This is a genomic window from Shewanella spartinae (genome assembly GCF_019457555.1).
Lineage (GTDB): Bacteria > Pseudomonadota > Gammaproteobacteria > Enterobacterales > Shewanellaceae > Shewanella > Shewanella loihica.
Genome location: NZ_CP080418.1, coordinates 4081509 through 4097511 on the forward strand (window position 1 = coordinate 4081509; position 16003 = coordinate 4097511).

Consider the following 16003-nt stretch of genomic DNA (forward strand, 5'->3'; position numbering starts at 1 on the left):
AAAAAAAGCCCAGTTTAGACTGGGCTTTTTTATTGCTCTTCTGCTTTTACCTGAGACATTAGGAGCTAGGGCAGTCCTTAGCAAATCTAATCAATGTCCTGAGGCGATCGCCTTGCGGGCGATCTTGTCGATAAGGCCTGGGGCAATGATCTTAAACCAGCGACCCAAACGGCCCCGCGTCGAGGTGATAAGCAGTCGCTTACGCCCGGCAATGGCCGGCAACATCATCTGGGCGCACTGCTCGGCGGTGATGATCTTAGCCTCCTGCATCGGGCTCTTACCGAGAGGCTTGCCCTGACCATCCAGGGCGCGCTTATGGATCTCAGACACCACGAAATCGGGACAGATATGGGTGACGGCCACATCATGTTCCACCAGCTCGATGCGCAGCGAGTCGAAGAACCCCATCACAGCATGCTTAGAGGCACTGTAGCCGCTGCGGGTAGGCACACCGGTGAGGCCCGCTACCGAAGCCACCACCACTATCTGACCACGACTGGCCTTTAGATGCGGCAGGGCAAAATGGGTCAGCATGGCCGGGGCCAGATAGTTAACCTGCATCACACGTTCGAGAATGGAGAGGTCTTCGAGCTCATCGAAGCGCGACCACATGGTCATGCCGGCATTGTTGACCAAAATATCCAGGCGGCCAAAATGGGCCACACAGGCATCGATGAGGCCTTGGCAGGCAGCGGCGTCGGTGACATCGGCAGGGATCACTAAGGGCGGCACGCTGGCGATGGACGAGAGCTCCTCCTGCAGGGAGTGCAATCGCCCCTGACTGCGGGCGGTGAGCACCAGGCGACATCCCAGGGGCGCCATCGCCTTGGCCAAGGCTCTGCCAATTCCCTCGGAGGCACCCGTGATGATAACGACCTTGTCGGCTAAAGTTTGCATCGAAAACCTAAGGTGTGAATGGATGGATAAGCCACAAATTCACACACTTAAGCCCAAAGTACAAGCCTTAAAACAGGTCGATTGTGGGGTTAGGCCATCAGGCGATGCACATTGTCGGTCGGTGTTGTGAGGTATTGATCCAGGCTCTTGGGGCGGCCGATGGCATAGCCCTGGGCATAGTTGATGCCGATCGACTTGAGGCGCTCGATGATCTCCTGATTCTCCACGAACTCGGCCACCGTCTCTATGCCCATCACACGGCAGACGTCGTGTATCGATTTGACGATGGCGTAGTCCTTGGCATTGCTGGCCAGGGACTTGATGAAGCAGCCATCGATCTTCACATAGTTCACCGGCAGCTCCCGCAGGTAACCATAAGAAGCAAATCCGGTACCGAAGTCATCCAAGGCGAAGGAGAAGCCCTGCTTCTTCAGCTGATTGAGCATCTCCATCGCCCGGTTACGATTCTGAATCGCACTGGTCTCGGTGATCTCAAAACAGATGCACTGACTTGGGATGGCGAAACGCTCCAACTGAGCGATGATATAGTCCACCATGCCCTCGGCCCCCAGACTGTTGGCCGAGAGGTTGATCGACAGACAGTGATCCGCCCACAGCTCCTCGTGCAAGGATAGCCAGAGGAAGGTCTTACGTATCACCTCTTTATCGACATCTGTCATCAGCTTAAAGCGCTCGGCCGCGGCAATAAACTGCGCCGGCGCCAGGATACGCCCACAGGGTTCCTGGATCCTCAGCAGGACCTCCATGCGCTGCTTGCCCTGAGGCCCCAACGCCTTGATGGGCTGATAGTAGATCAGCAGCTCGTTGTGTTCGATCGCCTGGGCGATACGCACCGCCCATTTGGGGGCATTGCGCTGATAGGTGAGTTCCTTGTCCTTATCATCATAAAAATGCACCTGATTGCTGCCCTTGCGCTTGGCGGCGATACAGGCGATATCGGCATCTTTGAGCAGCTCCAGCGCATTAATATAAGGTGCCCTGGCCAATGCCACCCCGGCGCTGATCCCCACATGATAATGGCAGCCGTGATGCTCCATCACCTGTTTGCCGACGGCATTAATGATCTGTTTCACCTGCTGAGCCAGTGCCACCACGCCTAAATCTTTCAGCGCCAGGCCAAACTCGTCGCCGCCCAGGCGAGCCAGCAAGCCCTGCCCCTCCAGGCTGGCCTGAATCGCCTTGGCCACCATCTTCAACATGGCATCGCCGGCGTTGTGGCCGCAGGAGTCGTTGATCAGCTTAAACTGCTCCAGGTCGAAATAGCAGATCGCCAGAGTCTGGGCGTCCTCGGCAAAAACTTGTAATCGCTCCTCGAAGGCGCAGCGATTGAGCAAGCCGGTGACATTATCGAAGTTTGCCCTGCGTCTGAGCTGATGCTTGAGCAGCTCCTCTTGGGTAATGTCCCGCAGCACGATCACAGTGCCGATAATCTTGTTGTTCGGTCCCTTGAGGTTGCTGATGCTGCGCTCCATCAGCCTGGGCGTATGACTGGTAAACTTGACTTTGCTCAGCATGGGCGTCGGCGTGCCGCTTGCCATGAAGGCAAACAGCAACTGATTCAGCTCGGGCTCGCTGCGAAACACCTTGTCCAGATTCATCCCCACCGCAGATTCGGCCTTCACCTTGAGCAGCCGCTCCGCCTGGGGATTAAGGTAGATAACCTTTGCCCAGCTATCGGTAAGGATCACTGCCTCGGCAATCGCCTCGAGGGTGATCTTGGAGCGCTCCTTCTGCTGGAAGATACGCGCCAGCAGGCTGTTGACCTGCTCGGAGATCACCATAAATTCTGAGGTGCCCTTGGCTCGGATCGGTTGATAGGTCTTCGCCGTCGGATCTACCCGCGAGAGCTGACGCAATAGCTGCTTGAGGGGATCGACCACCCCATGGCGCAGCCAGAGGTAGCCCAGCAACAACAGCAACAGGCTGATGCCACCTATGAGATAGACCAGGGTCGCCGGACCGCTCTGCACCAGGCTGTCTCTCTGTGTCAGCTCGATATCTAATAGCAGCGAATGGTCACCGAGCAGGCTGGGCACCTCCAGAGTCACCCGCTGTGGCGAAGTCTGCGCCAGCAGGCTCGGCGTGGTGGTCGCGAGCCTCAGTCCCGCCAGCGACGAATAAGCCTGATAGTGTTCGAATAATTGATTGTCGACCCGGCGCACCATCAGCAGACGCCTGTTGTCAGACAGAGGGATCACGCAGGCCAGAAAACCTTGCTTGCCCTGGAGCAGAAAGCCGGTGCGAACGCCATCCAGAGTCAGGAGCTCGGGCCAGAGCGCATCGAGATCCAAAGCCTGGGTTTCCGGGCTGGGCTCCGCAAAAGCACGAATGCCATCGTCCTCTACGTCGTAGAGGCTGACATGGGCAGACAGGGCCATGGCATGCCAGGTCGCGGACAGGGTCTGGCGCTGGTCGGCAGGCAAGAGCGCCATGGGCACGCCGTAGAGCTGGGCCAACATCTCAAACTGCCCCAGATCTTCCTCGAGATGGTGGGCGATATTCTGCTGAGCACGCTGACTCATCTCCTGGCGAAGATCGCTCAGGCGCAGTTCATACCAGGCGTTTAACCCATAGGAGATGGCCATGATGGCGGGCAGGCAGAAGCCGGCCACAAAAACCACAATTTTCTTGCTAATGCGCATCTTGTCTCTGAGCCATCCTATCGGTGTCGCGTTTTGGGGCTAAGTTCGAATCGGCGAGGAAAATACCCTATTTGCCCTAGGGTTTAAACCGCCGGGCGACTGCCCGTTGCAAAACTAGCCAATAGCCTGCCTGCGGCGAACGGCCGCTGCATTGACTTAGCGCAGGAATTGACGATTGAACGGTAATTCTAAGGACAAATTGGGAGCCAGTTCACCGCCAAACGTCAGTTGTGAAGCTTTTGTGATAATTTGGCGATACTTAAGTGAACTCCGAACGCCATGCTTGAAGCTAGGAATCGATCATGTCAATCAGGAGAACACCCATGACCCTACGCAAAATCAGCGCCGGCCTATTGTTAGCCGGTTTAGTCGCCACCCCAATTAGCGCTGCCGAACTCACCATCAGCATCAGCAACCTCACCCATGGCAATCACTTCACCCCAGTCCTCATCGCCGCCCATGATGCTCAGATGCATCTGTTCCAGGCAGGCGAACCTGCCACCAGCGCACTGCAGAAGATGGCGGAGGGGGGTGATATCGCCGATCTCGCCGCCATGGTAGACGGCGCCAGTGGCGTCACCCTGTCTAACCCGGCCGGCGGCCTGATGGCACCGGGGCAGAATGTCACCAGCATTAGCTTTGACTCCCTGGCGATGACTCATCTGTCCTTGGTCGCCATGATACTGCCTACCAACGACGCCTTTGTCGGCCTGGACGGCTGGGAGATCCCATCCACGCCCGGTACCTATACCCTGAACCTCAACGCCTACGACGCCGGTACCGAGGCCAACGATGAGATCATTAATGGCGGCGGCATGCCAGGCGTGCCGGGGATCCCTGCGGCGCCGGGCGGAGATGGCGGCAGCAATGCTAGCGGCGTGGCCGACACCAGTCCCAACGACAAGGTGCATATCCACCCCGGCATTCTGGGTGACACTGACCCTGCCGGCGGCATGAGCGATCTCGACAGCCGGGTACACCGCTGGCTCAACCCGGTCGCCCGCGTCACCATCACAGTTAAGTAGGAGGCCATGATGAAACTGCAACAGCTCAAGAATGGCCTCCCCTTAACGGCGGCGGCACTCACTGTGGGGTTGATGCTCAGCGCCTGCTCAGACAACGACCATGACACTAATATGCCAGAGCCACCGGCACCACCCGTGGAGCGCAGCTTTACCCTGACGGTGACCAACCTGACGGCGAATCAACCTATGTCGCCCCTGGCGCTGTTGGCAACCTCCAACGGCTATCATGCCTGGAATAATGGCGAGCCTGCCAGCCTGGCGCTGGAGCAACTGGCCGAGGGCGGCGATCAGTCGGGCTATAGCGCCGAGATGGACGGCATCGATATGGTCGTTAGCGGCGCTGGCATACTCCCTCCCGGGGCGAGTGAAAGCCTAACCCTGACCCAAACCGAGGCGGCAACTGCCTCCCTGTCACTGCTGACCATGCTGGTCAACACCAACGACGCCTTCAGCGGCCTTGACGCCATTGATATCAGCCAGATGGCCGTGGATCAGAGCCAGAGCTTCTACACGCCCGCCTATGACGCCGGCACAGAGGCCAACGGCGAACTCAAGGGAAGCATCCCAGGGCCGGCGGATGGCGGTGAAGGCTTTAATGCGGCCCGCGATGATGTGGATCGTGTGCATCTACATCCTGGGGGGATCAGCCAGGACGATGGCCTGAGCGACTCTGTGCTCAAAGCCAGTCATAGGTTCGACAACCCTGTGCTCAAGGTAACCATTCAGCGCACCCGCTAGTAAGCCAGGTTTACCTAACCAGCTTAATTTAGCATCGACGAAATAAATTCCCTCTGGGCTGGGTCTACTGGATGTAGGCCAACTAGAGGGAGTTTGTTATGTCTGTGATAAACGGTGACAGGACGCTAGGTGAAGGGCGCCGCATCTTGCTGGTCGAGGATGAGCCAGACCTCGCCCGCCTGATCCGTCTCAACCTGGAGTCCTTGCAACATGAGGTGACCCAGGTCAGCACTCTGAACCAAGCCAGGCAACAGCTGCGCAGCAAGTGTTTCGATCTCCTGCTGCTGGATCGCATGCTGAGCGACGGCGATGGCCTGACCCTGTGCCAGCAACTGCGTCAGGAGGGCAAGAGCCTGCCCTGCATGATGATCACCGCCAGAGACAGCGAGGCAGATATCGTCCTCGGTCTCGAGTCCGGCGCCGACGACTATCTGGTCAAACCCTTCAGCGTGTTGGAACTCAGGGCCAGGGTCAAGGCGCTGCTCAGACGCTCCGCTCAGCAGGCCGCCGACCAGTATGCCCTCACCTTCGACGAGTTGGTGATCGACAGCAAAACGCGTGAGGTCACCGCCGCCAATCAGCCCCTGACTCTTACCGCCAGGGAGTTCGATCTCCTCTACTATCTGGCCCAGCATCCACGCCAGGTGTTCAGCCGTATGCAGTTGCTGGAAGCCGTGTGGGGATATTCCTATGCGGGTTATGAGCACACGGTCAACAGCCACATCAATCGCCTCAGGGCCAAGCTGGCCTGCTGCCCCAGCAGCAACGAACTGGTGCAGACGGTATGGGGCGTGGGCTATAAGTTCGCCCCACCGACGGCGCACTAGCCATGGTCAACAGCCTGTTTGGCCGCATCCTGCTGCTTGCCAGCGCCTGTGTCTTGCTGCTGTTTCTCGGCTTCTGGCAGTGGTCTAGCCTGAGTCAGCAACACAGCCAGCGGCTGGTACAGCAGTCCCTGCACAGAGAGCTGGCGAGCCATATGGCCGAGATAAACCCGCTTCTATCCCAAGGGATCACCTCGGACGCCGCCCTCAAGGAGGCCTTTCACGACCTCATGTTGCTGGGGCCCAGCTTCGAGATCTACACCTTAGACACTCAAGGCAAGGTGATCGCCTTCGACGCTAGGGAGGAGCAGATCAAGACCCAGGAGGTGGACATCACCAAGATTCGTTCCTTCCTCAAGGGTGATACCCTGCCAATCCTGGGCACAGATCCCAGGAGTGATGGCCAGCAGAAGATCTTCTCCGCCAGCCCACTCATTGGTCCAAATGGCACCCTCAGCGGCTACCTCTATGTGATCATCGGCGGCGAAGCCTTCGATAGTTGGCAGTCGCTTATCCAGGCCAAAGACCTGCCCGAGCGCTGGGGCGTCGCCCTGGGCGGCTGGGCACTGTTTACCCTGATCTTGTTTGCCCTGCTGCTGCGTTACCTGACCCGGCCCCTCAATCGTCTCACCCAGGCCCTGGGCGAGCTGGAACACAAACCCATAGACCAGCCCCTCGCCCTGCCCCTGGCGCCGAGCCGCAGCCAGGAGATGGCCCAGCTCAATGGACAGATCAATCGTCTGTTAGAAGAGGTAGCCCAGAAGCAGCGACAGGTCACGGCGCAGCAGGCTGCCAAGCAGGAGTTTCTATTGCATCTGTCACACGATCTCAAGACGCCGCTCACCACCTTGCTGGGATACTTAGATACCTGGCTGCTGAGCCCGGCCGATGCCCGCGACGACAGCCTGCTGCAGTACGCGGCCGCCTCGGGGCAGAGGCTACAGCAGCTGCTGGCGCAGATGCTCGAGTTAGCGGCGCTGGAGAACGGTCAGATCAAGGCGAACATGCGCCGCGTCTCGCTTCAGTCGATTCTCGATGAGCTCAAACAGACTTTCACCCCCAAGGCCAGACGGGCCGAGGTCAGCCTCCGCCTAGGCCAAGGTGAAAATGAGGGTAAGAGTGAGGGCGAGAGTGAGTTCCTCTATACGGATCCCCAGCTCATGAGCCGGGTGCTCAACAACTTGCTGGACAACGCCCTACGCCACACGCCGCCGGGCGGCGAGATAGCCGTCTATCCCGAGACGCTGGCCTCTGGATCTTATCTGGTGATTCAAGACTCGGGCAGTGGCATGCAACCCGAAGCCATTGCCGCCCTGCAGCATACTCCTAGCCCAAGCCAACCCGAGCTCTACTATTGTCGGGGCGAGACGCTGCCGCAGCTAGGCGTCGGCCTAGCGATCGTCAGGCAGCTATTGGCCAGACTCGGCTGTCGTATCGAGGTGCAGAGTGCAACCGACCGGGGCAGCCGATTCATGATCGCACTGCCCCGATATCGATGAGGTGGGGTTTATTGCGGGGAGATCACCTGATGGCGGCGGAGGAAGGGGTACGCCAAGCTAACCAGCGAGGCGAAGAGGCAGGCCCACATGACCACCACCAATGCGGCAACCATATATTGGCCCAGAATAGTGTCAGCGTTAGCAACATAGATATGGAGAATCCCATTAAGCAGACCGAAGAAGACTGCGAAACATATCATGCTGATTGCTATAAACTTTTTCATATCGAAATCCTTGTTTTCCCTGACTGAATTCAGGTTAGCAGATGCTCTCCGATAATACACATTGGTTACTATTCGAATTTTTAATAGGTCTAGAGGGAAGGATTAACAGGGATTCACGGGCAAAAAAATAGCCAGTCGAGTTGCCCCGACTGGCTAGCTTTCAAACTTAATGCCGCTTACTTGTGGTATTGCGCCGACAGTTCGTGAACTGACTTGATGAAGGCGCCGGCATGCTCTGGATCCACATGCTGGTGAATACCATGACCCAGGTTGAATACATGGCCCGAACCTTCGCCGTAACCGGCCAGGATCTGACGCACTTCTTCGTGGATGCGCTCAGGTGAAGCGTAAAGCATAGAAGGATCCATGTTACCCTGCAGGGCAACCTTGTGACCCACGCGGCGACGCGCATCGGCAATGTCCACAGTCCAGTCCAGACCCAGTGCATCACAGCCAGTCTCGGCCATCGCCTCTAGCCATAGTCCGCCACCCTTAGTGAACAGCGTCACAGGTACCTGACGACCATCGGCATGGCGGGTCAGACCGTCGACGATCTTCTGCATGTAGCGCAGCGAGAACTCGCGGTAAGCGGTATGAGACAGGGCGCCGCCCCATGAGTCGAAAATCATCAGTGACTGGGCACCGTTGGCCACCTGAGCGTTCAGGTACAGGGTCACGGCATCGGCCAGCTTGTCTAGCAGCATGTGCAGCGCCGCAGGCTCAGCATAGGCCATCTTCTTGATCTTCTCAAAAGTCTTGCTCGAACCGCCCTCGACCATGTAGGTCGCCAGTGTCCAAGGTGAACCAGAGAAACCGATCAGCGGCACTTCGCCTTTCAGCTCGCGGCGAATGGTGCTAACGGCCTTCATCACATAGCCAAGCTCATCTTCTGGATCCGGTACGGCCAGCTTCTTGATGGCATCAAGCGTATCGGTTGGACGCTCGAAACGAGGACCCTCACCGGTTTCGAAATAGAGACCCAGGCCCATGGCATCTGGCACGGTCAAAATATCAGAGAATAAGATCGCAGCATCGAGATCGTAACGACGAAGTGGTTGCAACGTCACCTCACAGGCCAACTCGGCATTGCGGCACAGTGACATGAAGTCGCCGGCTTGTGCGCGGGTTGCTTTGTATTCAGGAAGGTAACGACCCGCCTGACGCATCATCCACACAGGAGTCACATCAACAGGCTGTTTTAGTAAGGCACGTAAATAACGATCATTTTTTAGTTCTGCCATAAGGCTCTATTCCTACGCTTATTGATTTTCGCTGGGACAGTAGTTTAGCATTTACGCGAGTAAAGTAACCTCCATCGGCGCATTTATGTGACAAACGCCGCTTGATTATTTTTTTACCCCCTCGCGCTTTCACTCAAGGTTTGGCCTAGAGCGCAAATTGCTCGCCTCAGCCCTCAATTCGTTAGAAAAAAGTTGCACCCCCTCTTTGCCTTTGGTATAAAAAGTCTGCGCTAGCAAGAACAATCAAGAAGCTCGTCGCATCGAGCCCGCAAAAACTTTACTCGCCCAGCGATAGATTTCTATCGCTGGGCATTTTATTTCTACCCCTCTCACCGACAACGTCTCCGTCATTTTGTATACAAAACAAGCAGATTCGACCAGCTGAAAGATCGCCCGGATCGACTAAAAAATGGTTGATCAAAGCGGTATTTCTCACCTACATTAGAAGTCATAGAATAACTTGCGATGGGGACCATCATGCTAAAGCAATTGGAACGGGCCGAACAGAAATGGGGTGGCGCCAATACACTGATTGATCAATGGCTAAACCACCGTCGTAAGCTGCTGATTAACTACTGCCAAATCGCCGGGCTACCGCCCTACGAGGCGATAGACAAGTCACTTCCCGCCTTCAAGTCGGTCAAAGAGTTCTGCGATCTTCTGGTGGATTATGTGTCCGAAGGGCACTTCGAGGTCTATGATCGCGTGGTCACCGCCTGCGAGAAAAACGGCGAATCCAGCCAGGCCTTGGCGCAGACCATAGTGCCTAAGATCAGCGAAACCACAGATATGGCCCTGGACTTCAACGACAAGTACACCAGTGCCAGCGACGATAAGATCCTCTATCAGCTGGACAAAGATCTCTCCTCACTCGGCGATGCCATGGAGACACGTTTCCAACTGGAAGATCAGCTACTGGAAGTGCTGCACAGCAAATACTCGGCATAAACGACAAAGAGCAAGCGCCTAAACGCACTTTCCCTATCGCTGACATACAATAGCGCAGACATAAAAAAGGCCAGCTAATCAGCTGGCCTTTTCGCGTTATCAATTCCGATTACACGGCAGACTGGAAGATCACTTCGCCCGCTTTTTGTGTGTATGAATCGATCTGGTCGAAGTTCAGGTAACGGTAAGTATCGGCTGCAGTAGCATCGATCTCTTTGGCGTACTCTTGATACTCTTCAACGCTTGGCAGACGACCCAACAGCGCGGCAACCGCGGCCAGCTCGGCAGACGCCAGGTAGACGTTTGCGCCGGTACCCAGACGGTTCGGGAAGTTACGGGTAGAGGTAGATACTACCGTTGCCCCCTCGGCAACACGTGCCTGGTTACCCATACACAGAGAACAACCTGGGATCTCGATACGTGCACCGACACGACCGAAGATGGCGTAGTAACCCTCTTCTGTCAGTTGATCACGGTCCATCTTAGTTGGTGGTGCGATCCACAAACGGGTTGGTAGCGTCTTAGCGAACTTGTCCAGCATCTTACCGGTTGCACGGAAGTGGCCGATGTTAGTCATACAAGAACCCACGAACACCTCGTCGATCTGAGTGTCTTTCACCTGAGACAGGAGCACGGCATCATCTGGATCGTTTGGTGCACACAGGATAGGCTCTTTGATCTCGTTCAGATCGATCTCGATCACTTCGGCGTATTCTGCATCAGCATCAGCAGCCATCAGCTCTGGGTTAGCCAACCACTCTTCCATCGCGGCGATACGACGCTCGATGGTGCGACGGTCACCGTAACCTTCGGCGATCATCCACTTCAACATCACGATATTAGAGTTGAGGTATTCGATGATAGGCTCTTTGTCCAGCTTGATGGTACAACCGGCAGCACTACGCTCGGCAGAGGCATCAGACAGTTCGAATGCCTGCTCAACCTTCAGCTTCTCAAGACCTTCGATCTCCAGGATACGACCAGAGAAGGCGTTGATCTTGCCTTTCTTTTCAACGGTCAGTAGACCCATTTCGATCGCCTTGTGCGGAATCGCATGTACCAGGTCACGTAGTGTGATACCAGGCTGCATTTCGCCCTTGAAGCGAACCAAGATAGATTCAGGCATATCCAGTGGCATCACACCGGTCGCTGCGGCGAAAGCCACCAGACCAGAACCCGCTGGGAAAGAGATACCGATTGGGAAACGAGTATGCGAGTCACCACCTGTACCTACGGTATCAGGCAGCAGCATACGGTTTAGCCAAGAGTGGATAACGCCGTCACCTGGACGCAGCGACACACCGCCACGGTTCATGATGAAGTCAGGTAGCGTGTGGTGAGTGTTCACGTCAACTGGCTTAGGATAAGCGGCAGTGTGACAGAATGACTGCATGGTCAGGTCGGCGCTGAAGCCAAGACATGCCAAGTCTTTCAACTCGTCACGCGTCATAGGACCTGTGGTGTCTTGTGAACCCACAGAAGTCATCTTAGGCTCACAGTATTGGCCAGGACGCACACCGGCTACGCCGCATGCCTTACCCACCATCTTCTGTGCCAGGGTGTAACCCTTGCCAGAATCGGCCACATCTTGTGGACGTACGAATACGTCAGATGCTGGTAGACCCAGGGTCTCACGAGCGCGATCTGTCAGACCACGACCGATGATCAGCGGAATACGGCCACCGGCACGTACTTCGTCAAGCAGCACATCAGTCTTAAGCTTGAACTCAGAGATCACTTCGTCGCTGCCATGTAGCTTAACCACGCCTTCGTATGGGTAGATGTCGATCACATCGCCCATGTTCATCTTGCTGACGTCTAGCTCGATTGGCAGTGCACCGGCATCTTCCATAGTGTTGAAGAAGATTGGCGCGATCTTGCCGCCTAGACAGAAACCACCGGCACGCTTGTTAGGTACGAATGGGATATCGTCGCCCATGAACCAAAGTACAGAGTTGGTCGCAGACTTACGTGAAGAACCTGTACCCACAACGTCGCCCACATAAACCAGTGGATGACCCTTCTGTTTCAGGGCTTCGATCTCATTGATCGGGCCTTTCACGCCCGCTTCGTCTGGCACTATGCCGTCGCGCGCGTTTTTCAGCATCGCCAGGGCGTGCAGTGGAATATCTGGACGAGACCAGGCATCGGGTGCTGGTGACAGATCGTCTGTGTTGGTTTCACCCGTCACCTTGAATACGGTCAGGGTAACCTTGTCGGCCAGCTTAGGACGGCTGAGGAACCACTCGGCGTTCGCCCAAGACTCAACCACTTGCTTAGCGTGAGCGTTGCCCGCTTGCATCTTCTCAACCACATCGTGGTAGGCATCGAACATCAACAGGGTGTTTGACAGTGCCTTAACCGCCAATGGTGCCTGAGCGTCATTGTCGAGCTGCGCAATCAGCGGCTCGATGTTGTAACCGCCCTGCATGGTACCCAGTAGCTCAACGGCGCGCGCCGCAGACAGGATAGGAGATGTTGCCTCACCTTTGGCAACCGCATCGAGGAAACCGGCTTTCACATAGGCCGCTTCGTCAACACCTGGTGGAATTCTGTTTTCCAGCAGGTCGAGGATGAACTCCTCTTCACCCGCAGGTGGATTCTTAACTAATTCGATTAATTCGGCCACTTGATGGGCATCTAGTGGCTTAGGGACTACGCCCTCTGCAGCACGTTCTGCGACGTGTTTACGATATGCTTCTAGCACGGCAACATTCCTCTTTGTTTGGCGTTCTAACAGCGAAACTGCACGTCTTCAATTCTGAAGCTCACAGTCAAGCAGGCTCAACCCGTATTTCCGGCCGCATTATACTACAGCTTTGCAAAAGTATGAATCAGATCACACTCTTAGAAGTGAGAAATTACCGGGATTTCCTAGGGTGCCCAGCAAATTAGCGCAGCCCTGAAACAAATGAAATTAGACAATAGTTTGAATAACAAATTAAGCATTTGAAATACAATAAATTTCAAAGGCAACACAAATTCATTCCAAACGCATAAACCCTGCTCTCTCCTGAGAAAAAATCGCACAAAAAAATTGCCTGGAGACTCGTAAATACCCGAAGAATCCGCATAATATTCCACTTTCTCAATCAATATGAAGCAGCAAGAGCCATAACCATGAGCCAAATAAATTTAGCGGCGGTCATCTTCGATATGGATGGGGTGCTTATCGATTCCGAGCCGAGTTGGCAGGCCGCCGAATACAAGGTGCTGAGCCAGCTGGGGCTACCCATCAGCCTCAGCGATACCGAGCAGACCACAGGGCTGCGCATCGACCAAGTAGTCGAGTACTGGTATCGACGCCACCCTTGGGAAGGCTATGACAATGAGGCGACCGCCGAGGCGATAGTCACGCAAGTGGCCGGAGAGATCCTGAGTCACGGCGAGGCGATGTCCGGCGTCAAGGAGGCGCTCAAAGCCTGCAAACAAAGGGGACTCAAGCTTGGCCTGGCAACCTCATCGCCGATGCTTTTGATCGATGCCGTGATGCAGAAGCTGGCCATCAGAGAGCTGTTCGATTCCATCGAGAGCGCCGAGACGCTGGCCCTGGGCAAACCCCACCCAGAGGTGTACCTCAACTGCGCCAAGGCCCTAGGCGTGGCGCCTTCACAATGCCTGGCGATAGAAGACTCCTTCAACGGCCTGATCGCCGCCAGGGCCGCCAACATGCATACTGTGGTGATCCCGGCGCCCCATGAGGCGAGCCAGGCCAGATGGGCAGCCGCCCACCAGCAGCTCGCCAGTCTCGATGAGTTCGCCGACTACCTGGCACAATGCACCGCTAATTAGCTGTAAATAGAGGGGTTCAGACAACAAAAAGCCCATCCTAGGATGGGCTTTCGTTTGTTTAGATTGTACTTTTGTTAAAGTCTGGGATTACCAGATCTTCACGCGATCTTCTTCGCTCAGGTACATCTTGTCGCCCGCCTTAACATCGAACGCCTCGTAGAAGGCTGGGATGTTACGCGGCGTACCCATGGCACGGAAATGGCTTGGTGAGTGCGGGTCGGTCAACAGACGACGTCCCAGCTCTTCGTCGCGATAGTTACGACGCCATACCTGTGACCAGCCGATGAACAGACGCTGCTCGCCGGTCAGGCCATCGATCACTGGCGCTTCTTTACCGTTTAGGCTCAGCTGATAAGAGCGCGCCGCCACAGTCAGACCGCCCAGGTCGCCGATGTTCTCACCTAGTGTGAGGTCACCGTTTACAAACTTACCCGGCAGGGCTTCATAACCAGAGTATTGGGCGCTGAGCTGAGCACCGCGCTTCTTGAACTCTTCTCTGTCTTTGTCAGACCACCAGTCTCTCAGGTTGCCGTCGCCATCATACTTGGCGCCCTGGTCATCGAAACCATGGCTGATCTCGTGGCCGATCACAGCGCCGATGCCACCATAGTTGATCGCATCGTCGGCATCCATGTTGAAGAACGGCGGCTGCAGGATAGCGGCCGGGAAGACGATCTCGTTCATCACAGGGCTGTAGTATGCGTTAACCGTCTGCGGCGTCATGTGCCACTCGGTGCGATCGATTGGCTTACCTAGCTTGTCCAGCATGGTCTTGTATTCGAAGTGAGCGTAACGCAGATAGTTACCCACGAGATCATCGGCCTTGATGCTCAGATCTGTGTAATCTTTCCACTTGTCTGGGTAGCCGATCTTGTAGTTGAACTTAGACAGCTTCTCTTGCGCCGCCACCTTAGTCTCAGGCGTCATCCACTCGAGCTCGTTGATACTGACCTCGAAGCCCTTGATCAGGTTATGGATCATCTTCTCCATGCGCGCCTTGGCTTCTGGCTTAAAGTGACGCTTAACGTACTCTTGACCTACCAGCTCACCGATCACCTGATCCGCAGCATCTACCGCTTTTTTCCAGCGCGGCTTCTGCTCTTCGATGCCCATCAGCGTCTTGCTGTGAAAGGCGAAGTGAAGATCGACCATCTGCTTGTTCAGCAGCTCGGCGGAGCTGTCCACCAGGTGGAACATCAGGTAGTCTTGCCACTGCTCGACACTGAACTGGTTAAATTGCTTGCCAAACTTCTCGAAGAAAGAGGGCTGACGCACGATCACCTCGGTGACCTTGTTCATGTCGGCGCCGTTAGCAAACTGTGAATAATCGAAGTTGCTGACTGTCTTCTGCAGGCCAGCGATATCCATCTTGTTGTAGCTCTTGTTGGCGTCACGTGACTCGGTGCGCGTCCACTGGCTCTCGGCCAGGAAGCGCTCGATCTCGGCAACGTTGTTCGCGGCGCGCTTGGCATTCGCGTAACCGGCAGCAGCCAACAGATCCGTCACATAGCTCTGCAGCGCGGCGCGGTTGGCCACGAACTTAGCATCGTCTTTCAGGTAGTAGTCACGATCCGGCAGGGTCAGGCCAGACTGGTAGAAGTAGACGCCATACTGGGTCGACTTCTTGGCATCGTTGTTCACATAGAAGCCCAGTGGCATCTGCACGCCAGAGACCAGCAGCTTACCCATCTGGTTGGCAACGTCTTGATGGCTCTTGAGGCCAGCGATCTCCGCCATAGGCGCCTTAATCGGCGTCACACCCAGCTGCTCGACCAGGTCGGTATTCATGTAACTGGCGTAGAAGTCACCCACCTTCTGCTCGTTAGAGCCTTCGGCCTTGTTTGGCATGGCTGCCACTTCGTCGATGATCTCTTTCAGGGCATTCTGGCTCTGCTCATACAGCACAGAGAAGGCGCCGTAGTTAGACTTGTCGGCAGGGATCGGCGTGTTCGCCAACCAGTGACCGTTAACGCTGTAATAGAAATCGTCCTGATGACGCACCTGAGTGTCGAAGTTTTCCTTCTCAACGCCCGACACCTTTGTCGCTTGTACACTCTCTACCTGAGTGGTGTCATGGCTACCACAGGCGCCTAGGCCCAAGCCCAACGCCACGGCTAATGCCAAATGACTGACTTTTTTCATCTCGAATTCC

The 16003-nt window shown here is 55.8% G+C and carries 12 protein-coding genes; 6 read left to right on the top strand and 6 right to left on the bottom strand.

The annotated features are described in order from the left end of the window. Positions 1–90: 90 nt before the first annotated feature. Positions 91–897 carry an SDR family oxidoreductase gene (locus tag K0I31_RS17660; protein WP_220079219.1) on the bottom strand — a complete coding sequence of 269 codons (807 nt, stop codon included), beginning with the start codon at positions 895–897 and terminating at the stop codon, positions 91–93. Between the two features lie 89 nt (positions 898–986). Then, the gene (locus K0I31_RS17665; protein WP_220079220.1) at positions 987–3560 is read right to left on the bottom strand and encodes a sensor domain-containing protein; all 2574 of its coding nucleotides are present in this window, start codon (positions 3558–3560) and stop codon (positions 987–989) included. A gap of 323 nt (positions 3561–3883) precedes the next feature. On the opposite strand from K0I31_RS17665, the gene K0I31_RS17670 reads away from it, so the two are divergent. From K0I31_RS17670 to K0I31_RS17685, 4 genes are all read left to right on the top strand, one after another. Further along, a complete protein-coding gene (locus K0I31_RS17670; protein ID WP_220079221.1) occupies positions 3884–4585 on the top strand; it encodes a spondin domain-containing protein in 702 nt (233 codons plus the stop codon). Positions 4586–4594: 9 nt separating this feature from the next. Further along, positions 4595–5323, top strand: a complete 729-nt coding sequence (locus K0I31_RS17675; RefSeq protein ID WP_220080897.1) for a spondin domain-containing protein — start codon at positions 4595–4597, stop codon at positions 5321–5323. A gap of 98 nt (positions 5324–5421) precedes the next feature. After that, the gene (locus K0I31_RS17680; RefSeq protein WP_220079222.1) at positions 5422–6150 is read left to right on the top strand and encodes a response regulator transcription factor; all 729 of its coding nucleotides are present in this window, start codon (positions 5422–5424) and stop codon (positions 6148–6150) included. A 2-nt stretch (positions 6151–6152) separates the two neighbouring features. Then, a complete protein-coding gene (locus tag K0I31_RS17685; protein WP_220079223.1) occupies positions 6153–7646 on the top strand; it encodes a sensor histidine kinase in 1494 nt (497 codons plus the stop codon). Positions 7647–7654: 8 nt separating this feature from the next. On the opposite strand, the gene K0I31_RS17690 is transcribed toward K0I31_RS17685, so the two are convergent. Together K0I31_RS17690 and hemE are read right to left on the bottom strand one after the other, a co-directional pair. Then, a complete protein-coding gene (locus K0I31_RS17690) occupies positions 7655–7870 on the bottom strand; it encodes a hypothetical protein (RefSeq protein WP_220079224.1) in 216 nt (71 codons plus the stop codon). A 176-nt stretch (positions 7871–8046) separates the two neighbouring features. Continuing rightward, positions 8047–9111 carry a uroporphyrinogen decarboxylase gene (hemE, locus tag K0I31_RS17695; protein ID WP_011867218.1) on the bottom strand — a complete coding sequence of 355 codons (1065 nt, stop codon included), beginning with the start codon at positions 9109–9111 and terminating at the stop codon, positions 8047–8049. Positions 9112–9588: 477 nt separating this feature from the next. Between hemE and K0I31_RS17700 the strand changes: the two genes are divergently transcribed. Then, on the top strand, positions 9589–10059 hold the full coding sequence (locus K0I31_RS17700; protein WP_011867219.1) for an Rsd/AlgQ family anti-sigma factor: 471 nt from the start codon (positions 9589–9591) through the stop codon (positions 10057–10059). A 109-nt stretch (positions 10060–10168) separates the two neighbouring features. On the opposite strand, the gene acnB is transcribed toward K0I31_RS17700, so the two are convergent. Further along, the gene (acnB, locus tag K0I31_RS17705) at positions 10169–12766 is read right to left on the bottom strand and encodes a bifunctional aconitate hydratase 2/2-methylisocitrate dehydratase (protein ID WP_220043485.1); all 2598 of its coding nucleotides are present in this window, start codon (positions 12764–12766) and stop codon (positions 10169–10171) included. A gap of 413 nt (positions 12767–13179) precedes the next feature. On the opposite strand from acnB, the gene hxpB reads away from it, so the two are divergent. Then, positions 13180–13851: a hexitol phosphatase HxpB gene (gene hxpB / locus K0I31_RS17710; RefSeq protein WP_220079225.1), complete on the top strand. Its 672-nt coding sequence runs from the start codon at positions 13180–13182 to the stop codon at positions 13849–13851. 87 nt (positions 13852–13938) lie between these two features. Here the strand turns inward: hxpB and K0I31_RS17715 are convergent, their stop codons facing one another. Beyond that, a complete protein-coding gene (locus tag K0I31_RS17715) occupies positions 13939–15993 on the bottom strand; it encodes a M13 family metallopeptidase (protein ID WP_220079226.1) in 2055 nt (684 codons plus the stop codon). Positions 15994–16003 lie beyond the last annotated feature (10 nt).

Coding starts and splice junctions, on each gene's coding strand:
- K0I31_RS17680 (WP_220079222.1), top strand. CDS start 5,422: ATGTCTGTGATAAACGGTGACAGGACGCTAGGTGAAGGGCGCCGCATC.
- K0I31_RS17660 (WP_220079219.1), bottom strand. CDS start 897: ATGCAAACTTTAGCCGACAAGGTCGTTATCATCACGGGTGCCTCCGAG.
- K0I31_RS17665 (WP_220079220.1), bottom strand. CDS start 3,560: ATGCGCATTAGCAAGAAAATTGTGGTTTTTGTGGCCGGCTTCTGCCTG.
- K0I31_RS17675 (WP_220080897.1), top strand. CDS start 4,595: ATGAAACTGCAACAGCTCAAGAATGGCCTCCCCTTAACGGCGGCGGCA.
- K0I31_RS17690 (WP_220079224.1), bottom strand. CDS start 7,870: ATGAAAAAGTTTATAGCAATCAGCATGATATGTTTCGCAGTCTTCTTC.
- K0I31_RS17685 (WP_220079223.1), top strand. CDS start 6,153: ATGGTCAACAGCCTGTTTGGCCGCATCCTGCTGCTTGCCAGCGCCTGT.
- K0I31_RS17670 (WP_220079221.1), top strand. CDS start 3,884: ATGACCCTACGCAAAATCAGCGCCGGCCTATTGTTAGCCGGTTTAGTC.
- hemE (WP_011867218.1), bottom strand. CDS start 9,111: ATGGCAGAACTAAAAAATGATCGTTATTTACGTGCCTTACTAAAACAG.
- K0I31_RS17715 (WP_220079226.1), bottom strand. CDS start 15,993: ATGAAAAAAGTCAGTCATTTGGCATTAGCCGTGGCGTTGGGCTTGGGC.
- K0I31_RS17700 (WP_011867219.1), top strand. CDS start 9,589: ATGCTAAAGCAATTGGAACGGGCCGAACAGAAATGGGGTGGCGCCAAT.
- hxpB (WP_220079225.1), top strand. CDS start 13,180: ATGAGCCAAATAAATTTAGCGGCGGTCATCTTCGATATGGATGGGGTG.